Origin of the sequence: Burkholderia sp. NLJ2, from assembly GCF_049487195.1 — a bacterium.
Lineage (GTDB): Bacteria > Pseudomonadota > Gammaproteobacteria > Burkholderiales > Burkholderiaceae > Burkholderia > Burkholderia pyrrocinia.
The window spans coordinates 2,123,133-2,139,313 of the sequence record NZ_CP137810.1 but is presented as its reverse complement, the minus strand read 5'-3'; the positions used below and the strand labels follow the sequence as shown (position 1 = coordinate 2,139,313).

Below are 16,181 nucleotides of genomic sequence, written 5' to 3'. Positions count from 1 at the left end.
CGCGGGCCGCTCGCCATTCCTTCGAGTCGTAGAACGCCGCCTGCTTCGTCTCCAGGGATCGGCTTACGTTGGTTCGTGCTGTCGGCGGAGCAGCGCGCTTTCGAGCCACGCATCGATATCGTGGTGAACCAGGTCCCGGTTTTGGTCGTTCAATATTTCATGCCGGTCGCCGGGATAGAACCGGTAGGTCAGTGCCAGATGCCCCTGGCGCATGTAACGGGCAATTAGCGACTGGATCGAAAGCGTATTTTCGCCAACCGGATCGCAGTTTCCGGCTACCACCAGAATCGGCAGGTCCGTGGGGATTCTCGATTCATGCTCAGGGATCCACAGGCTGCGGAAGCCTTCGATCACGGAGTACAGCATGCTGTTGGAAAACGGCTTGCCGCAGAGTTCGTCGTCCAGAAAGCGCTGTATCTCGACCGGGTCCGCAGTCATCCATTCGCAGCCTGTCGATGGTTGCCCGTGATGAACGAACGGTGCGTTGAATGCCTGCAGCACTTCGCCGAGGAGCATGGCGGGCTGGTTGCCGTCGTCGGAATGCGCCACGACCCTGAGCTTCGCCAGCGCGTCGTCGTCAATGCCGGGCAATGCACCCAGCGTGCCGCACAGTACCGCGCCTGCCAGAAGTGCGCCGTGGTTCTGGATGTGCGATTGCGTGAGTGCGGAGCCCATGCTGTGGCCGAATGCAATCAAGGGCAGGTCGCGAAACTGCGTCCCGATCATGCGGGATAGCTGGGCGATGTCGCTCGTCATGTCGGCCCACGCAGTGAGCCCGGCTTGCCCCAATGCAGCGACGCCGGCGGTACGGCCATGTCCGCGCAGATCAAGCGCAAAGACGGCGTAGTTTCGAGCCGCCAGATAACGGGCGAATCGATCGTAGCGGCCGCCATGTTCGCAGATCCCGTGCGTGATCTGCACGGCCGCTCGCGGTGTCCCGCTTGTCGACGGCGCCCATTTCCGGAAAAAGATCCTGGCGCCATCAACGTCCGACGAGAACGACGATTCTTCGTACCGGCAATCGGTTGAGGTAGTCATGTCGGCAACTCCGTTTCGCATGTGGGGGAGAGGCTGTCGAGCGTGCGCGTGTCTCGTGTTTTCGGAGCGACCGTGAAACGACGTCCTCACGCTCGTGCAAGCAGGAAGGCGGGTTCGCCTCGGGCGAGCATATCAGGAACGTGGGCCGGAGAAGGGTGAAGCCGGCGATTGTCGACTGTTGGTGGGGAATTGGCGGTAAATGCGGATATTTTCCGTCTTGGATCGTTGAATCTTCCATGGGTGAGCAGTTTGCCGATGCATCTGTCGACTCGCGCCCGTTCGCGTTCGACACGGGGAGTGCGGTTCACGGGCGACTACGTCGCGGTGCTCGGCGTGCCCGCGATTGCCAGGCGGTTCCGGCGGATCGGCTATGCAACCGCGCTCAACGCCCGCACAAACCGCTTGTCCGCCAGATACGCGACATTGAACCGGCAATACGCGGACGGACGATCGGCCTGCGGCGAGAACACGGCGCCCGGCGCGAGGATCACGCCGCGTTCCAGCATCGCCTGCGCGAGCTGCATCGAATCGGGCCAGCCGGGCAGCGCGGCCCACAGATACAGGCTCTGCTCGCACGGCCGGAAGACTTCCGCGCCGAGACGATCGAGCGCATTGAGCGCGGTGCCGGTCGCGCGCCGCAGCTTCTCCTGAAGATGATTCGTATGCCTGAGAAAGTGGCCGTCGCTGACGATCGCATCGAGCGTGCGCTCGCAGTATTCGGAGCTGCTGACGTGGGTCAGCATCTTCACGTCGGCGAGATCGCTCGCGAGCGCAGCGTTGCACGCGAGGAAGCCGACGCGCAGCGCAGCCGACACCGATTTCGAGAAGCTGCCGATATAGATGGTCCGGCGCAACTGGTCGAGTGTCGCGATGCGCGTGAGCGAGCGCGGCCGCAGGTCGGCCAGCGCATCGTCCTCGACGACGATCAGGTCGTGCGCGTCGGCGAGCTGCAGGATGCGGTGCGCCTTGGCCGCGCTCGTATCGGTCGCGGTCGGGTTGTGGCCGACCGATTGCGTGAAGAACAGCTTCGGCCGGTACGCGGCGATGTGTTCGGCCAGCTTCGCGACGTCGGGGCCGTCGATCTCGCGCGGCACGCCGACGATGTTCGCGCCGCTCAGCTTCAACTTGCCGAACAGCGGGTAATAACCGGGATCGTCGACGAGCACGGTGTCGCCGGGGCGCACGAAGTAGCGCAGCACGAGATCCATCGCCTGGTTCGCGCCGTGCGTGAGCACGATCTGCGCGGGCGGCGCCTCGATCTCGTAGCCGGCGAGCTTCTGTTGCAGCGACTGGCGCAGCGGCAGGTAGCCGAAGCGGCTGCCGTAGCGGAACAGCGATGCGGCGCTCGTGCGCATGATGCGCTGCTGGTACTGGTTCAGCCGCGTTTCCTCGAGCCACTCGATCGGCGGAAAGCCTTCGCCGAGGTTCAGCACGTCGGGCTTCACGTGCAACTGCTCGCGCATCAGCCACACGATGTCCATCGCGCGGTCGAGCGAACTCGGCTCGTCGATGTCGGGCGTGGCCGCCGCGCGCCGCGTGACGAAGAAGCCCGAGCCGCGGCGCGGCTCGATCAGGCCGTCGGCCGCGAGCATCTCGAACGCACTGATCACGGTGTTCTTCGAACAGCCGGACGCCTCAGCGTATTCCCTGATCGAAGGCAGCTTCGCGCCGGCCGGCAACACGCCTTCTTCGATCTGTCTGGCGAGATTGTCCGCCATCGCGCCAGACAGGCTGGCTTTTGCACGCTGTTTCATCGCAATGTTCCGTCGGGCCGGCCCACTGTCATGGGTACGGATGGGTGACTGTCTGCTCTGTCTGTACCTTTTCAATGGGTACAGCGTGACTATTATTCGGCTATCCGCTGGCCGCCGCAAGCGCGGACGGAGACACAGCGCCACCCCGAAACAGAACGACATCATGCCCATCGATTCCGCCTTGCCGAACTTCCGCTCGCTCACGCCCGAGCAACGCCTGTCCCACCTGTCCCATACCGTCGGGCTCGATGATGCCGAGCACGCGTTGCTCGCGAAGCCCGGCGCACTGCCGCTCGATACCGCGAACGGGATGATCGAGAACGTGATCGGCACGTTCGAGCTGCCGATGGCGGTCGCCGGCTACTTCCGGATCAACGATCGCGACGTGATCGTACCGATGGCCGTCGAGGAGCCGTCGATCGTTGCGGCCGCATCATATATGGCGAAGCTTTCCCGCGCGACCGGCGGCTTCCGCACGTCGAGCAGCGGGCCGTTGATGCGCGCGCAGGTACAGGTGATCGGCGTCGGCGACCCGTACCGCGTGCGGCTCGCGATCCTGCGGCACGCGGCCGAGCTGATCGCGCTCGCGAACAGCCGCGACAAGGTGCTCGTCGGCCTCGGCGGCGGCTGCCGCGACATCGAGGTCCACGTGTTCCCCGATACGCCGCGCGGTGCGATGGTGGTTGCACACCTGATCGTCGACGTGCGCGACGCAATGGGTGCGAACACGGTCAACACGATGGCCGAAACCGTCGCGACGCGCATCGAAGCGATTACAGGCGGCCAGGTACGGTTGCGGATACTGTCCAACCTCGCGGATCTGCGCCTCGCGCGCGCAGAGGTACGGTACTCGGCCGACACGCTCGCGACCGACGACTATCCGGGCGAAGCAGTGATCGATCGCGTGATCGATGCGTACGTGTTCGCGGCGACCGACCCGTACCGCGCGGCGACACACAACAAGGGCATCATGAACGGCATCGATCCGGTCGTGGTCGCGACCGGCAACGACTGGCGTGCGGTCGAAGCCGGCGCGCATGCGTACGCGAGCCGCAGCGGCCGCTATACGTCGCTGACGACGTGGGAGAAGGCCGCCAACGGCGACCTCGTCGGCACGATCGAGATGCCGATGCCGGTGGGGCTCGTCGGCGGCGCGACGAAGACGCATCCGCTCGCGCGTCTCGCGCTGAAGATCATGAACGTGACCTCCGCGCAGGAACTCGGCGAAATTGCGGTTGCGGTCGGGCTTGCGCAGAATCTCGGTGCGCTGCGCGCGCTCGCGACCGAAGGCATCCAGCGCGGCCACATGGCGCTGCATGCACGGAACATCGCCGTTGCGGCCGGCGCGACCGGTGCGGAGATCGACCGGATCGCGCAGCAAATGGTTGCGGCGAAGGACGTGCGCGCGGATTTCGCGGTCGCGTTGCTCGCGGGCGGCAGCAGCGCCTGATGCGCGGTACGCGCGCCGGATGCGGCGTGCGTGGCGTGCCGCGCCGGCGCGGCCGGCGACATATCAATCAAGGAGGAGACACATGGAACAGACCGGTTCAAGCGCCGTCGCACCCGCGCCGCATCGCGTACGGCCGTTCGCGGGCGCCGATGCGTCGGCCGCGACGCTTGTCGAAGTGTGGGGCGACACGGTGGCCACGAAGCACCTTGCATGGTCGGTCCTGCTCGGTATCGCGATCAGCCTTGGCGCGTTCGAGATTGGTCGGCTCGTGCTCGCGTCGTTCGTACACGACGTGGCGATCGCGCGGGCTTACGCGATGCTGATCGGCCTCGGCGGCTGCCTGCTGGCGGGCGCGATCTGCGCGGTGCTGTTCAAGCCGAAGCGCACGGTGATCGAACATGCGGCGGGCGGCGCCGAGCGCGACGAAGCACTCCGCCAGCTTGCCGAAGCATCGGGCGGCCTCGGGTCGACGAGCGACCTGTCGGCCAGCGCGCGCGCCGAGATGGAGGAACTCGGCCTGCTCGATCTGTTCGCTTCATACGACGCGTCGCCCGAGCGCGCACGCGCGGGAGGCCGCTGATGGACGCGCTGCTGCATGCATTGCCGGCCGCGTTCGCGATGGGGCTGCTCGGCGCGATCGTGTTCTCCGGCATCGGGCTGATCTCCGGCACCGACGAAACGACGACGATCGCGCCGCTCACGTTGCTCGTCGCGCTGCTCGGCGTGCCGCCCGCCGGCGTGTTCACGTTCTTCCTCGCGGGCGCGGTGGCCAAGCACATCACGCATTCGATCCCGACCGCGCTGCTCGGCATTCCCGGCGACACGATGGCCGCGCCGCTGCTGCAACAGGCGACGCTGCTGCGCGCGCTCGGCGTGCCGCACATCGCGCTGCGCAAGATGATCTCCGGCGCGATCGTCGCCGCGTTCGTCGCGCTGCCGCTCGCCGTGCTGTTCGCGTCGCTGCTCGCGCCGTTCGGCGCGGCGATCTCGAAGGCCGCGCCGTGGGTGTTCCTCGCGGCGGCCGTCGGCATCGCGTATTTCTCGGCGGGACGCTGGGCGTCGGTGCTGCTGCTCGTGCCGTTCGTGATGCTGGTGGTCGGGCTGCAGGCACTGACGGGCCGTTACGGCGTGAAGCTGAGCGTCAGCTACTTCCTCGGGATCGCGATCGGGCCGCTGGTCGCCGACCTGTTCTCGATCCTGTCGCCGGCCGAGCGGCGGCGCATGCGGCGCGACGGGCCGTCGACGTTCGTGCTCGCGCCCGACGTGAAAAGCTGGCGCGGCTACTTCCCGAATCCGCTGAAGGTGCTCGACCGCGAGCAGGTCGCGTGGACGGTCGGGACGGCCGCCGTGTCGAGCGCGACGTTCGTGTTCAGCCCGGTCGCGATGACGGTGCTGATGGGCGAGATCGTCGGCGCACGCGTGCGTCATGCTTACCATCGGCTGACGACCGTGATCGCCGCGCGCAACGGCGTGACCGAAGCGACCTACATCGCCGAAGCGCTGATCCCTCTGATCGCGTTCGGGCTGCCGCTGAGCCCGGTCGCGGCAGGCCCGGCCGCGCCGCTGTTCAATGCGCCGCCGCGCTTCACGGTCGACGCGGCGAGCGGGCAGATCCACAATCTTCATACGCTGATGAGCTGGCCCGAGTTCCTCGGCTACGGGCTGCTGTCGATCCTGCTGGCCGCGCTGATCGCGTATCCGCTCGCGATGCACCACGCGCACCGCGCGGCATCGTTCGTCGCGCGGAAGCTGAGCCATGAAGCGATCATCGCGACGTTTGCGGGGCTGATCGTCGTGATCGGCGTGTGGGAAGGGCAGTTGCTGGGGCTCGCCGTGATCGTGACGATCGGCCTGTTCGGCGGGATGCTGTCGCGCCTGTTCGCGTTCAACACGGGCGTGCAGTTCATGGGCTATTACGTCGCGGTGCTCAGCGTGCCTGCGATCGTCAAGCTGCTCTGACGCGCCGACGCACGGCGTCGCGTGTGCCGCGCGGCCCGCCGAAAACCGTCGTTCCACGGACGATTTTTGAATCGCTGTGTGTCGTGTTCGCACACAGATACGTTGGGATACAAAGCCTCCGGATCGTTCGGATATAAAACCGGTGAAGCGATTCACACGGCCGCGCGGTGTCATGCGCCGCCGCTGCGAACGGCGATACCGGAGCGCCTGCACGTGCCGCGGGCCCCTTACTTAGCGATCGACAATGGAGAACGAGTCATGCCTGATAACGTGAACCCCCGCCGCCGCCTGATTCTGGGGACGGCGCTTGCGGGCCTGAGCCTCGCCGACCTCGGGTTCGGCAACCTGGCGCACGCGCAGTCGGCGCCCGATGCACCGGCTGCGAAGGGTGCGGCCGGCGTTGCGTCGCTGGGCACGATCCACCAGATCGACGCGGGCGTGCTCAACGTCGGGTATGCAGACCTCGGGCCGAAGAAAGGCCCCGTCGTGTTCCTGCTGCACGGCTGGCCGTACGACATCTACAGCTACGCGGAAGTCGCGCCGCTGCTCGTCGCGGCCGGCTATCGCGTGATCGTGCCGTACCTGCGCGGCTACGGGTCGACGACGTTCCGCTCGGCCGACACGGTGCGCAACGGCCAGCAGGCGGTGACGGCCGTCGACATCGTCGCGCTGATGGATGCGCTGAAGATCGACCGCGCGGTGTTCGGCGGCTACGACTGGGGCGCGCGCACGGCCGACATCATCGCGGCGCTGTGGTCGCAGCGCGTGAAGGCGCTGGTGTCGGTGAGCGGCTACCTGATCGGCAGTCAGGAGGCGAACCGCAAGCCGCTGCCGCCGCAGGCGGAACTGCAGTGGTGGTATCAGTTCTATTTCACGACCGAGCGCGGCGAACTCGGCTACGCGGCGAACCGCGATGCGTTCAACAAGCTGATCTGGAAGCTCGCATCGCCGAAGTGGCAGTTCTCCGACGAAACCTTTGCGCGCTCGGCCGCGTCGTTCCAGAACCCCGATCATGTGGCCGTCGTGATCCACAACTATCGCTGGCGCCTCGGGCTCGCGAAGGGCGAAGCGCAATACGACGACATCGAGCGGCGTCTCGCCGCCGGGCCGGCGATTCCCGTGCCGACGATCACGATGGAAGGCGACGCGAACGGCGCGCCGCATCCGGATCCGGCCGCGTACGCGAAGAAGTTCACGGGCAAGTACCAGCACCGGACGATTACCGGCGGCATCGGCCACAACCTGCCGCAGGAAGCGCCGCAGGCGTTCGCCGACGCGATCCTGCAAGTGGAGCACCTGTGATGCGGGCGGGCGGTGGCATCCTGAGTCGCGGCATGGGCCGCGCGCTCGTCGCGGGCGCGCTGCTGGCCGGCGCGCTGTCGGCGAGTGGTCCGGCCGCGTTCGCGGAACAGCCGAACCCGGCCGCGTCGCCGATCTACGGCGTGACGATCCCGCCCGGCTACCGGAAGTGGGAAATGGTTGCGCCGGCCGAAGAGGCCGCGCCGCTCGACGAACTGCGCGTGGTGCTCGGCAACCCCGTCGCGATGCGCGCGCTCGAAAAGGCGACGCTGCCGTTTCCCGACGGCACGATCCTCGTGAAGCTCGCGTACAAGCGCAAGCAGTCCGACGAGTTCGCGCCGGCGACGGTGCCGGGCCAGGCGACGACCGTGCAGGTGATGGTGAAGGATTCGCGTCGTTATGCGTCGACGGGCGGCTGGGGTTTCGGGCGCTTCATCAACGGCGTGCCGGCCGATATCGGCCAGCATCAGACGTGCTTCGCGTGTCACCAGGCGCGTGTGAAGAACCACGATTACGTGTTCACGCGGCTTGCGCCGTGACGTGACGAGACAGGTTTGACGGAAAGGCGTGCCGCGCGAGGCACGCCTTTTTTTGTGGTGCGTGTGTGGTGCGTATGTGTTGGAGAGCACTCCGGCAGACGGGTTTGTATCGCACTGTATCTGCGGCCGTTCCGGAAAAACTGGCATGCAGAAAGCACCGGTTTCGGAAACATGCCGGATACGTGGGCGGGTTCTACTGTCGACATGCAGGAAACGTTCGATGCCAGACGTTTGCACCGAATGCCAAGTGCTCGATACCCCAACTTCCGTCAAGGAGAACACTCATGAAAGCCGCCCGAATCCTCGCTGTTGCCGTCCTCGCTGCCATCCCCGCATTGTCGTTCGCCGATACCGGCCACGGCCTGACGCGTGCCGACGTGCGCGCCGAACTCGTCCGGCTCGAGCAGGCCGGCTACAACCCGGCCCGCAGCGAACCGCATTACCCGGACGATGTCGCCGCCGCGCAGCAAGTCGCGCGTTCCGACCAGAACGGCCCGTCGAAGTCGCAGGGCGACAACGTGGCCGATGCGTCGGCACCGGCAAGCCATCGCGACGCGGCACGGGCGCGCGCGTCGCAGCGCGCCATCGACGACCTGTACGCGCATTCGTGATCCGTTGCCGCGCCTGTCGCATGCAGGCGCGGGCCGCTACCGCAGCACTTCATATGATTGATACAACAGAGAAAGGAGATTGACGATGGCCGGTTTGATGAAACGGGTTCTGGTATCCGCCGCGGTGATCGGCGGACTGTTCGGTGCGGTCGCGGCGCAGGCCGCGCCGAAGGACGACCTGAAGGGCACGAATGTCGTGCTCGTGCACGGCGCGTTCGCCGACGGGTCGAGCTGGAACCGCGTGATTCCGCTGCTCGAGGCGCGCGGGCTGCACGTGGTGTCGGTGCAGAATCCGCTGAGCTCGCTCGCCGACGATGCGGCCGCGACGAAGCGTACGATCGACGAGCAGAAGGGGCCGGTCGTGCTGGTCGGCCATTCGTGGGCCGGCGTCGTGATCAGCGACGCGGGCAACGACGACAAGGTGAAGTCGCTCGTCTACGTCGCGGCATTCGCACCCGACAACGGCCAGTCGATCGCCGACGTCACGCAAGGGCTGCCGGCACCGGCATGGGCCGGTGAACTGCGCAAGGACGCGGGCGGCTTCACGCGGCTGTCCGACAAGGCGATCGCGCAGGATTTCGCGCCGGACCTGCCGCCCGCGCAGCAGCGTATCGTTGCGGCGACCCAGGGGCCGTGGTTTGGCGGCTGCATCTCGGAGAAGGTCGCGCAGGCCGCGTGGCACGCGAAGCCGTCGACGTTCGTCGTCGCGACGCAGGACCGGATGATCGATCCGAAGCTGCAGGAAACGATGGCGAAGCGGATCGGCGCGACGGTCACGCGCGTGAACGGCAGCCATGTCGCGATGCTGAGCCAGCCGAAGGCCGTGGCCGATGCGATCATAGCAGCGGCGGAACGTGCGAAGCACGACGCGCAGTGAGCGGATGCGGCGCCACGTGATCGTTGAAGCGTGGCGCCGTGAATGATCGTGATGTCCTTCCACAAGGAGAAGTGATGACGCATCTCTGGCAACTGTCGGCAACCGAACTCGCGAAACGCGTGCGGCATCGAGAGGTGTCCGCGCGCGAAGTGGCGGATGCCGTGCTCGATCGTCTCGACGCGGTGAATCCGGCGATCAACGCGGTGATCGAACACCGGCCCGACGACGTGCGGCGGCAGGCCGATGAAGTCGACCGCGCGATCGCACGTGGCGACGATCCGGGCCCGCTCGCGGGCGTGCCCGTGACCGTGAAGATCAATGTCGACCAGGCGGATTTCGCGACGACCAACGGCACGCGCCTGCAGGAGAACCTGATCGCGCGCGCCGACAGCCCCGTGGTCGGCAACCTCAGGAAGGCCGGCGCGATCCTGCTCGGCCGCACCAATTCGCCGACGTTCGCGCTGCGCTGGTTCACGTCGAATCTCGTGCATGGCCACACGCGCAATCCGCGCAATCCGTCGCTGACGCCGGGCGGATCGAGCGGCGGCGCGGCAGCGGCCGTCGCCGCCGGGATCGGCCCGCTCGCACTCGGCACCGACATCGGCGGCTCGGTCCGCTATCCGGCCTATGCGTGCGGCGTGCACGGAATCCGGCCATCGCTCGGGCGTGTGCCGGCGTTCAACGCATCGTCGCCCGAGCGTGCGATCGGCGCGCAACTGATGTCGTCGGCGGGGCCGATCGCACGCACGATCGACGATCTCGCGCTCGCGCTGCGTGCGTTCGCCGCGCCCGACCCGCGCGATCCGTGGCACGTGCAGGTGCCGTTCGACGGGCGCGAAGTGCCGAAGCGCGCGGCGCTGTGCGTGCGTCCGGGCGGCTTGCAGGTCGTGCCCGAAGTCGAGGCCGCGTTGCGCGATGCCGCGCGCCGGCTCGTCGACGCGGGCTGGACCGTCGACGAGATCGACGATACGCCGCCGATGCGCGAGGCTGCGTTGCTGCAGGAACAGCTTTGGCTCGGCGACGGGTTCGATGCATTGTCGAACGCGGCCGCGAACGACGGCGATCCGGGCGCGGCTGCGGTGATCGCCGCCGTGAGCGGCAAGGTGCGCGACCTGCCGGCCGACGTGATCAGCCGCGCGCTCGTCCGGCGCACCACGCTGACGCGGCAGTGGCGGCAGTTTCTCGACGAGTATGCGGTCGTGCTGCTGCCCGTGTCGTCGGAACTGCCATTCCCCGACGATCTGGACCGGCAGGGGCCGGACGGGTTCGAGCGGGTGTGGGAGGCGCAGCTCACGCTGCGCGCGCTGCCCGCGATGGGGCTGCCGGGGCTGGCCGTGACGACGGCGCTCGTGAATGGCGTGCCGGTGGGCGTGCAGGTGGTCGCCGCACATCATCGCGAGGATCTGTGCTTGCTCGCGGGGCGCGACATCGAAGCGCGCGGCGTGCCGGTCGCGCCGGTCGATCCGGTGCAGTGATGGATTGACGGGCGGGCGCGTGCATCGGCGATGCCGTTCGGCATCACGCCGATGCCTGTCGCCCGCCGGTTGCCTTTCTTCGAATCATCCCTTCGAATCATCCAGGCATGCGCAGCGACGCATGCGCTCCATTTCGGATTCCATGACAACGCGCAGCATGCCGCGTTGATCGTCTCCCGCCATTCCTTTCAATGCCCTTCGATGCGTGACATCGAACGGTCACCGTCCCGCATTTCCCGACCGCAAGCGAGCCCGCGCCGATAGCGCGCCTCTGCTATTGCATTCCTCGCGCCGCTGATTAGGAAATGAATTTTTATTGGTTCTGCTTCCAGATACGCGCTCGCATAGTGGCGCTGACGGCTATAGACAGCACGCAAGCTGCACCAGCCGCATTCCCGGTGTTTTTGATCATACGAATCTGCGAAAACAAGGAAGTGTCATGACGGTTGCATTGGAAGAACGAACCGCTGCGCAGCAGGCGCTCGAAGGCGCCCGCGCGGCGGCCGCGGCGGCCGGCACGCCCTACGCGGGCGGCGTCGCGCCGGAAGCCGCGTGGGCGCTGTTCTCGGCCGGCGACGCATTGCTGGTGGACGTGCGCACCGCCGAAGAACGGAAGTTCGTCGGCCACGTGCCGGAGTCGCTGCATGTGCCGTGGGCGACCGGCACGAGCCTGACGCGCAACCCGCGCTTCGTGCGCGAACTGGAAGCGAAGACCGGCAAGGACGCGGTGGTGCTGCTCCTGTGCCGCAGCGGCAACCGGTCTGCGCAGGCGGCCGAAGCCGCGACGAAGGGCGGCTTCAAGCAGGTATTCAACGTGCTCGAAGGGTTCGAGGGCGACCTCGACGAAGGACGGCATCGCGGCGCCCACAACGGCTGGCGTTTTCGCGGCCTGCCGTGGGCGCAGGACTGATTCACGGCCGATACAGGGAGAAGTCAGCATGGCCGCATTCGATATCGACGACATCGTTCAATCGCTGCAGACCGTCCGCCGCGCATGGCGCGAGAAGCAGCGTCGCTCGCTCGAACCGGGCGGGCGCGACCTGCCGGCGCGCGAGGCGCTCGCGCAGATCGTCGGCGCGCTGAAGGGCGTGCTGTTCCCGATGCGGCTCGGGCCGCCCGACCTGCGCCAGGAGAGCGAGAACTTCCATGTGGCCCATGCGCTCGACGCGGCGCTGAACGCGCTGCTCGCACAGGTGACGCTCGAGTTGCGCTACGCGGCGCGCCAGCGCAATGCCGACGGGACGATCGACAACGTCGACGCGGTGGCTTCGACGGCCGTGCAGGCGTTCGCCGCGCGGCTGCCGGAGATTCGCCGGCTGCTCGACAGCGACGTGCTCGCTGCATTTCACGGCGATCCGGCGGCGGGCAGCGTCGACGAGGTGCTGCTGTGCTACCCGGGCATCCTCGCGATGATCCACCACCGGCTCGCGCATGAGTTGTACCGGCTTGGCTTGCCGCTGCTCGCGCGGATCATCGCCGAGCAGGCGCATGCGGAAACGGGCATCGACATTCATCCGGGCGCGCGCATCGGCGCGGGCTTCTTCATCGACCACGGCACGGGTGTCGTGATCGGCGAGACCGCGATCATCGGCGAGCGCGTACGCGTGTACCAGGCCGTCACGCTCGGCGCGAAGCGTTTCCCGCGCGATGCGGCCGGAAATCTGGAGAAAGGGCTCGCGCGCCATCCGATCGTCGAGGACGACGTGGTGATCTATGCGGGCGCGACGATCCTCGGCCGCGTGACGATCGGGCGCGGCGCGGTGATCGGCGGCAACGTGTGGCTCACGCAGGACGTGCCGGCCGGCGAGAACGTCACGCAGGCCGTGCTGCGCAGCGAAGCGACCGCCGCGCCGCGCGCGGCGGCGCGTGTCGCGTAGGAGGCGCGATGAGCGACCTCATTCATCACTTCGGCGCCAACGTGCGCAGGCTGCGCGAAGCGCGCACGTGGTCGCAGGAGCAGCTTGCCGAGCATGCGGGGCTGAACCGCTCGTATGTCGGCGAGATCGAGCGCGGCGAGGCGATCGCGTCGATCGTCACGGCCGACAAGATCGCGCGCGCGTTCGACGTGTCGATCTCGACGCTGCTGCCGGCCGCGTACGTCACCTGAGGCCGTACGGCTTCGTTTCCCTTTCGGTTGCGCGCGACATGACGGCTATAGCATGTTGAGCCGGCAGGTGCGTGCTTCCGATAATCCCCTCGCGTCATAAGCAATCCCGTTTTTCATCTTAAGAACCCGGAGCCACACATGTCGACCGTTGCAAGCGGCACGGCCGCGCTGAGCGATCACGCCGCCCGCCAACTAGCGAACGCTACCAAGACCGTCCCCCAGCTTTCCACGATCACGCCGCGCTGGCTGACCCATCTGCTGCAGTGGGTGCCGGTCGAGGCCGGCATTTATCGCCTGAACCAGGTGAAGAACCCGGAAGCCGTGCGCGCCGCATGCACGCAGCTCGAGGACGAAAGCGTGCTGCCGCAGACCTTCGTGCCTTACGAAGAGCAACCGCGCGAATACTTCCTGAACGCGGTGAGCACGGTGCTCGACGTGCATACGCGGATCTCCGATCTTTACAGCAGTCCTCACGACCAGATCAAGGAGCAGCTGCGCCTGACGATCGAGACGATCAAGGAGCTGCAGGAAAGCCAGCTGATCAACAACCCCGACTACGGGCTGCTGGCCAACGTGACCGACGAACAGCGGATCTTCCCGCTGACGGGCGCGCCGACGCCGGACGATCTCGACGAACTGCTGACGAAGGTGTGGAAGGAACCCGCGTTCTTCCTCACGCACCCGCTCGCGATCGCCGCGTTCGGCCGCGAATGCACGCGGCGCGGCGTGCCGCCGCCGACGGTCAGCCTGTTCGGTTCGCAGTTCCTCACGTGGCGCGGCATTCCGCTGATCCCGTCGGACAAGGTGCCGGTCGCGGACGGCAAGACCAAGATCCTGCTGCTGCGCGTCGGCGACAAGCGGCAGGGCGTCGTCGGCCTCTATCAGCCGGGCGTCGCGGGCGAGCAGGGGCCGGGCCTGTCGGTGCGCTTCATGGGGATCAACAACCAGGCGATCGCGTCGTACCTGATCTCGCTGTATTGCTCGCTCGCGGTCCATTCGCCGGATGCGCTGGCTGTCCTCGATGACGTCGAAATCGCCAAGTTCCATGACTATCCCGACACCTACCGTTAATCCCGGCCTGGCTGGCGGCGACGTGCACGCGCTGCCGCACGCGCCGTTGCCGGCCGGTTTGCCCGACCCCGCGACGCTGGCGCGGCTCGCGTCCGAGTTCTTCGCGACGCCGCCCGGGCAAGCCACGGCGCCCGGGCTGTCGGCGGGCAGCGGTGCGGTCGGCGGCGTGCCGTCGGCGTTGCCGGCTGCCGCGCCGATCCTCGCGTCGGTGAGCAACCCGGCACCCGGCGGCTCGCCGCTCGCGGGGCCCGGCGGCACGGGCACCGGCGTGCCGGGTCTTGCGTTGCCGCAGGGCAAGGCACCCGGCACGAACCTCGCGCCGTCCGCCCCCACGCACGTGCTGTCGCTCGGCAACCGCGTGCCCGCGCTCGCGCCGCATGCGGCCGCGCAGAACGGGCTGCCGGACAACGCCGTGTCGATCGCGCCGGCGCTCGAGCCGCGCATCGGCGGCGCGGCGCTCGGCGTGCCGCAGGGGAATGCGGCGGCATCGGAAGGCGCGGTGAAGGCAGCGCCGGCTGCGTCGCCGTACTACTTCACCGACGGCTCGCTGCAGGGCTGGCAGGCGACGCCGCAGGACATCGTCGTGCCGTCGAACGGCCTCGCGTCGCCGGAAGCGTTCGGGCTGCCGGGCGACGATGCGCTGCGCGACCTGCTCGCCGTGCATCGCGACGTGCCGGTGTCGCGCGCATCGGGCGCGGACGTGCCGCGCTACTTCATCGACGATGCGCACGCGGTCGAACCGCAAGGCCAGTTGCATCGCGGTGCGCACCCGCCGTTCGACGTGAACGCGATCCGCCGCGATTTCCCGATCCTGCAGGAGCGCGTGAACGGCAAGCAGTTGGTCTGGTTCGACAACGCGGCGACGACGCACAAGCCGCAGGCCGTGATCGACCGCCTCGCGTATTTCTATGCACACGAGAACTCGAACATCCACCGTGCCGCGCATGCGCTGGCCGGTCGCGCGACGGATGCGTACGAGCATGCGCGGGACACCGTGCGGCGCTTCATCGGCGCATCGTCGCCCGACGAGATCGTGTTCGTGCGCGGCACGACCGAGGCGATCAACCTGATCGCGAAGACGTGGGGCGCGCAGAACGTCGGCGAAGGCGACGAGATCGTCGTGTCGCATCTCGAGCATCACGCGAACATCGTGCCGTGGCAGCAGCTTGCCGCGCAGAAGGGCGCGACGCTGCGCGTGATTCCGGTCGACGACTCGGGGCAGGTGCTGCTCGACGAATACCGGAAGCTGCTCAACGATCGCACGAAGATCGTGTCCGTCACGCAGGTGTCGAACGCGCTCGGCACGGTCGTGCCGGTGAAGGAGATCGTCGAGCTTGCGCATCGCGCGGGCGCGAAGGCGCTCGTCGACGGTGCGCAGTCGATCTCGCACATGCGCGTCGACGTGCAGGCGCTCGATGCGGATTTCTTCGTGTTCTCCGGGCACAAGATCTACGGGCCGACGGGGATCGGCGTCGTGTATGGCAAGCGCGCGATCCTCGACGACATGCCGCCATGGCAGGGCGGCGGCAACATGATCGCGGACGTGACGTTCGAGCGCACGGTGTTCCAGCCGCCGCCGAACCGCTTCGAAGCCGGCACCGGCAACATCGCGGATGCGGTAGGGCTCGGTGCGGCGCTCGACTACGTGACCCGCGTCGGCATCGAGAACATCGCGCGCTACGAGCACGACCTGCTCGCGTATGCGACGAGCGTGCTCGCGCCGGTGCCGGGCGTGCGGCTCGTCGGCACCGCGCGCGACAAGGCGAGCGTGCTGTCGTTCGTGTTGAAGGGCTATGAGACCGAGGAGGTCGGGCAGGCGCTGAACGAAGAGGGCATCGCGGTGCGGTCCGGGCATCACTGCGCACAGCCGATCCTGCGGCGCTTCGGGCTCGAGGCAACGGTGCGACCGTCGCTCGCGTTCTACAACACGTGCGACGAGGTCGATGCGCTCGTTCGTGTGGTGCGGCGGCTTGCGACGCGGCGTTGACGTCGTTCGCTTGC

Annotated in this window: 15 protein-coding genes; 13 read left to right on the top strand and 2 right to left on the bottom strand. The window is 67.5% G+C overall.

From position 1 onward, the window contains the following. Positions 1-63 precede the first annotated feature (63 nt). Entirely contained in the window at positions 64-1,038 is a 975-nt protein-coding gene (locus tag R9B84_RS31980; protein ID WP_423761441.1) for an alpha/beta fold hydrolase, read from the bottom strand. A 368-nt stretch (positions 1,039-1,406) separates the two neighbouring features. Beyond that, the gene (locus tag R9B84_RS31975) at positions 1,407-2,792 is read right to left on the bottom strand and encodes a PLP-dependent aminotransferase family protein (RefSeq protein ID WP_423761440.1); all 1,386 of its coding nucleotides are present in this window, start codon (positions 2,790-2,792) and stop codon (positions 1,407-1,409) included. A gap of 163 nt (positions 2,793-2,955) precedes the next feature. Here R9B84_RS31975 and R9B84_RS31970 point away from each other — a divergent pair, with 163 nt between their 5' ends. From R9B84_RS31970 to R9B84_RS31910, 13 genes are all read left to right on the top strand, one after another. Then, complete coding sequence (locus tag R9B84_RS31970) at positions 2,956-4,242, top strand: hydroxymethylglutaryl-CoA reductase, degradative (RefSeq protein ID WP_423761439.1); 1,287 nt, start codon at positions 2,956-2,958, stop codon at positions 4,240-4,242. A gap of 82 nt (positions 4,243-4,324) precedes the next feature. Next, entirely contained in the window at positions 4,325-4,822 is a 498-nt protein-coding gene (locus tag R9B84_RS31965; protein WP_423761438.1) for a hypothetical protein, read from the top strand. Then, on the top strand, positions 4,822-6,201 hold the full coding sequence (locus R9B84_RS31960; protein ID WP_423761437.1) for a tripartite tricarboxylate transporter permease: 1,380 nt from the start codon (positions 4,822-4,824) through the stop codon (positions 6,199-6,201). Before R9B84_RS31965 ends, R9B84_RS31960 begins: the two co-directional genes overlap by 1 nt. Positions 6,202-6,459: 258 nt before the next feature. Then, entirely contained in the window at positions 6,460-7,503 is a 1,044-nt protein-coding gene (locus R9B84_RS31955) for an alpha/beta fold hydrolase (protein WP_423761436.1), read from the top strand. After that, complete coding sequence (locus R9B84_RS31950; RefSeq protein ID WP_423761435.1) at positions 7,503-8,039, top strand: cytochrome P460 family protein; 537 nt, start codon at positions 7,503-7,505, stop codon at positions 8,037-8,039. The genes R9B84_RS31955 and R9B84_RS31950 overlap by 1 nt, the downstream gene beginning before the upstream one ends. 284 nt (positions 8,040-8,323) lie before the next feature. Further along, positions 8,324-8,650: a DUF4148 domain-containing protein gene (locus tag R9B84_RS31945; RefSeq protein WP_423761434.1), complete on the top strand. Its 327-nt coding sequence runs from the start codon at positions 8,324-8,326 to the stop codon at positions 8,648-8,650. A gap of 85 nt (positions 8,651-8,735) precedes the next feature. Beyond that, positions 8,736-9,527, top strand: a complete 792-nt coding sequence (locus R9B84_RS31940; RefSeq protein ID WP_423761433.1) for an alpha/beta fold hydrolase — start codon at positions 8,736-8,738, stop codon at positions 9,525-9,527. Positions 9,528-9,601: 74 nt separating this feature from the next. Next, on the top strand, positions 9,602-11,002 hold the full coding sequence (locus tag R9B84_RS31935) for an amidase family protein (protein ID WP_423761432.1): 1,401 nt from the start codon (positions 9,602-9,604) through the stop codon (positions 11,000-11,002). A 439-nt stretch (positions 11,003-11,441) separates the two neighbouring features. Then, positions 11,442-11,912, top strand: a complete 471-nt coding sequence (locus R9B84_RS31930) for a rhodanese-like domain-containing protein (RefSeq protein ID WP_423761431.1) — start codon at positions 11,442-11,444, stop codon at positions 11,910-11,912. 28 nt (positions 11,913-11,940) lie between these two features. Beyond that, positions 11,941-12,879, top strand: a complete 939-nt coding sequence (gene epsC, locus R9B84_RS31925; RefSeq protein WP_423761430.1) for a serine O-acetyltransferase EpsC — start codon at positions 11,941-11,943, stop codon at positions 12,877-12,879. Between the two features lie 8 nt (positions 12,880-12,887). Then, positions 12,888-13,109: a helix-turn-helix domain-containing protein gene (locus R9B84_RS31920; RefSeq protein WP_423761429.1), complete on the top strand. Its 222-nt coding sequence runs from the start codon at positions 12,888-12,890 to the stop codon at positions 13,107-13,109. Positions 13,110-13,247: 138 nt separating this feature from the next. Next, complete coding sequence (locus R9B84_RS31915) at positions 13,248-14,180, top strand: family 2A encapsulin nanocompartment shell protein (RefSeq protein ID WP_006479760.1); 933 nt, start codon at positions 13,248-13,250, stop codon at positions 14,178-14,180. After that, entirely contained in the window at positions 14,155-16,167 is a 2,013-nt protein-coding gene (locus tag R9B84_RS31910) for a family 2A encapsulin nanocompartment cargo protein cysteine desulfurase (protein WP_423761428.1), read from the top strand. Before R9B84_RS31915 ends, R9B84_RS31910 begins: the two co-directional genes overlap by 26 nt. Positions 16,168-16,181 lie beyond the last annotated feature (14 nt).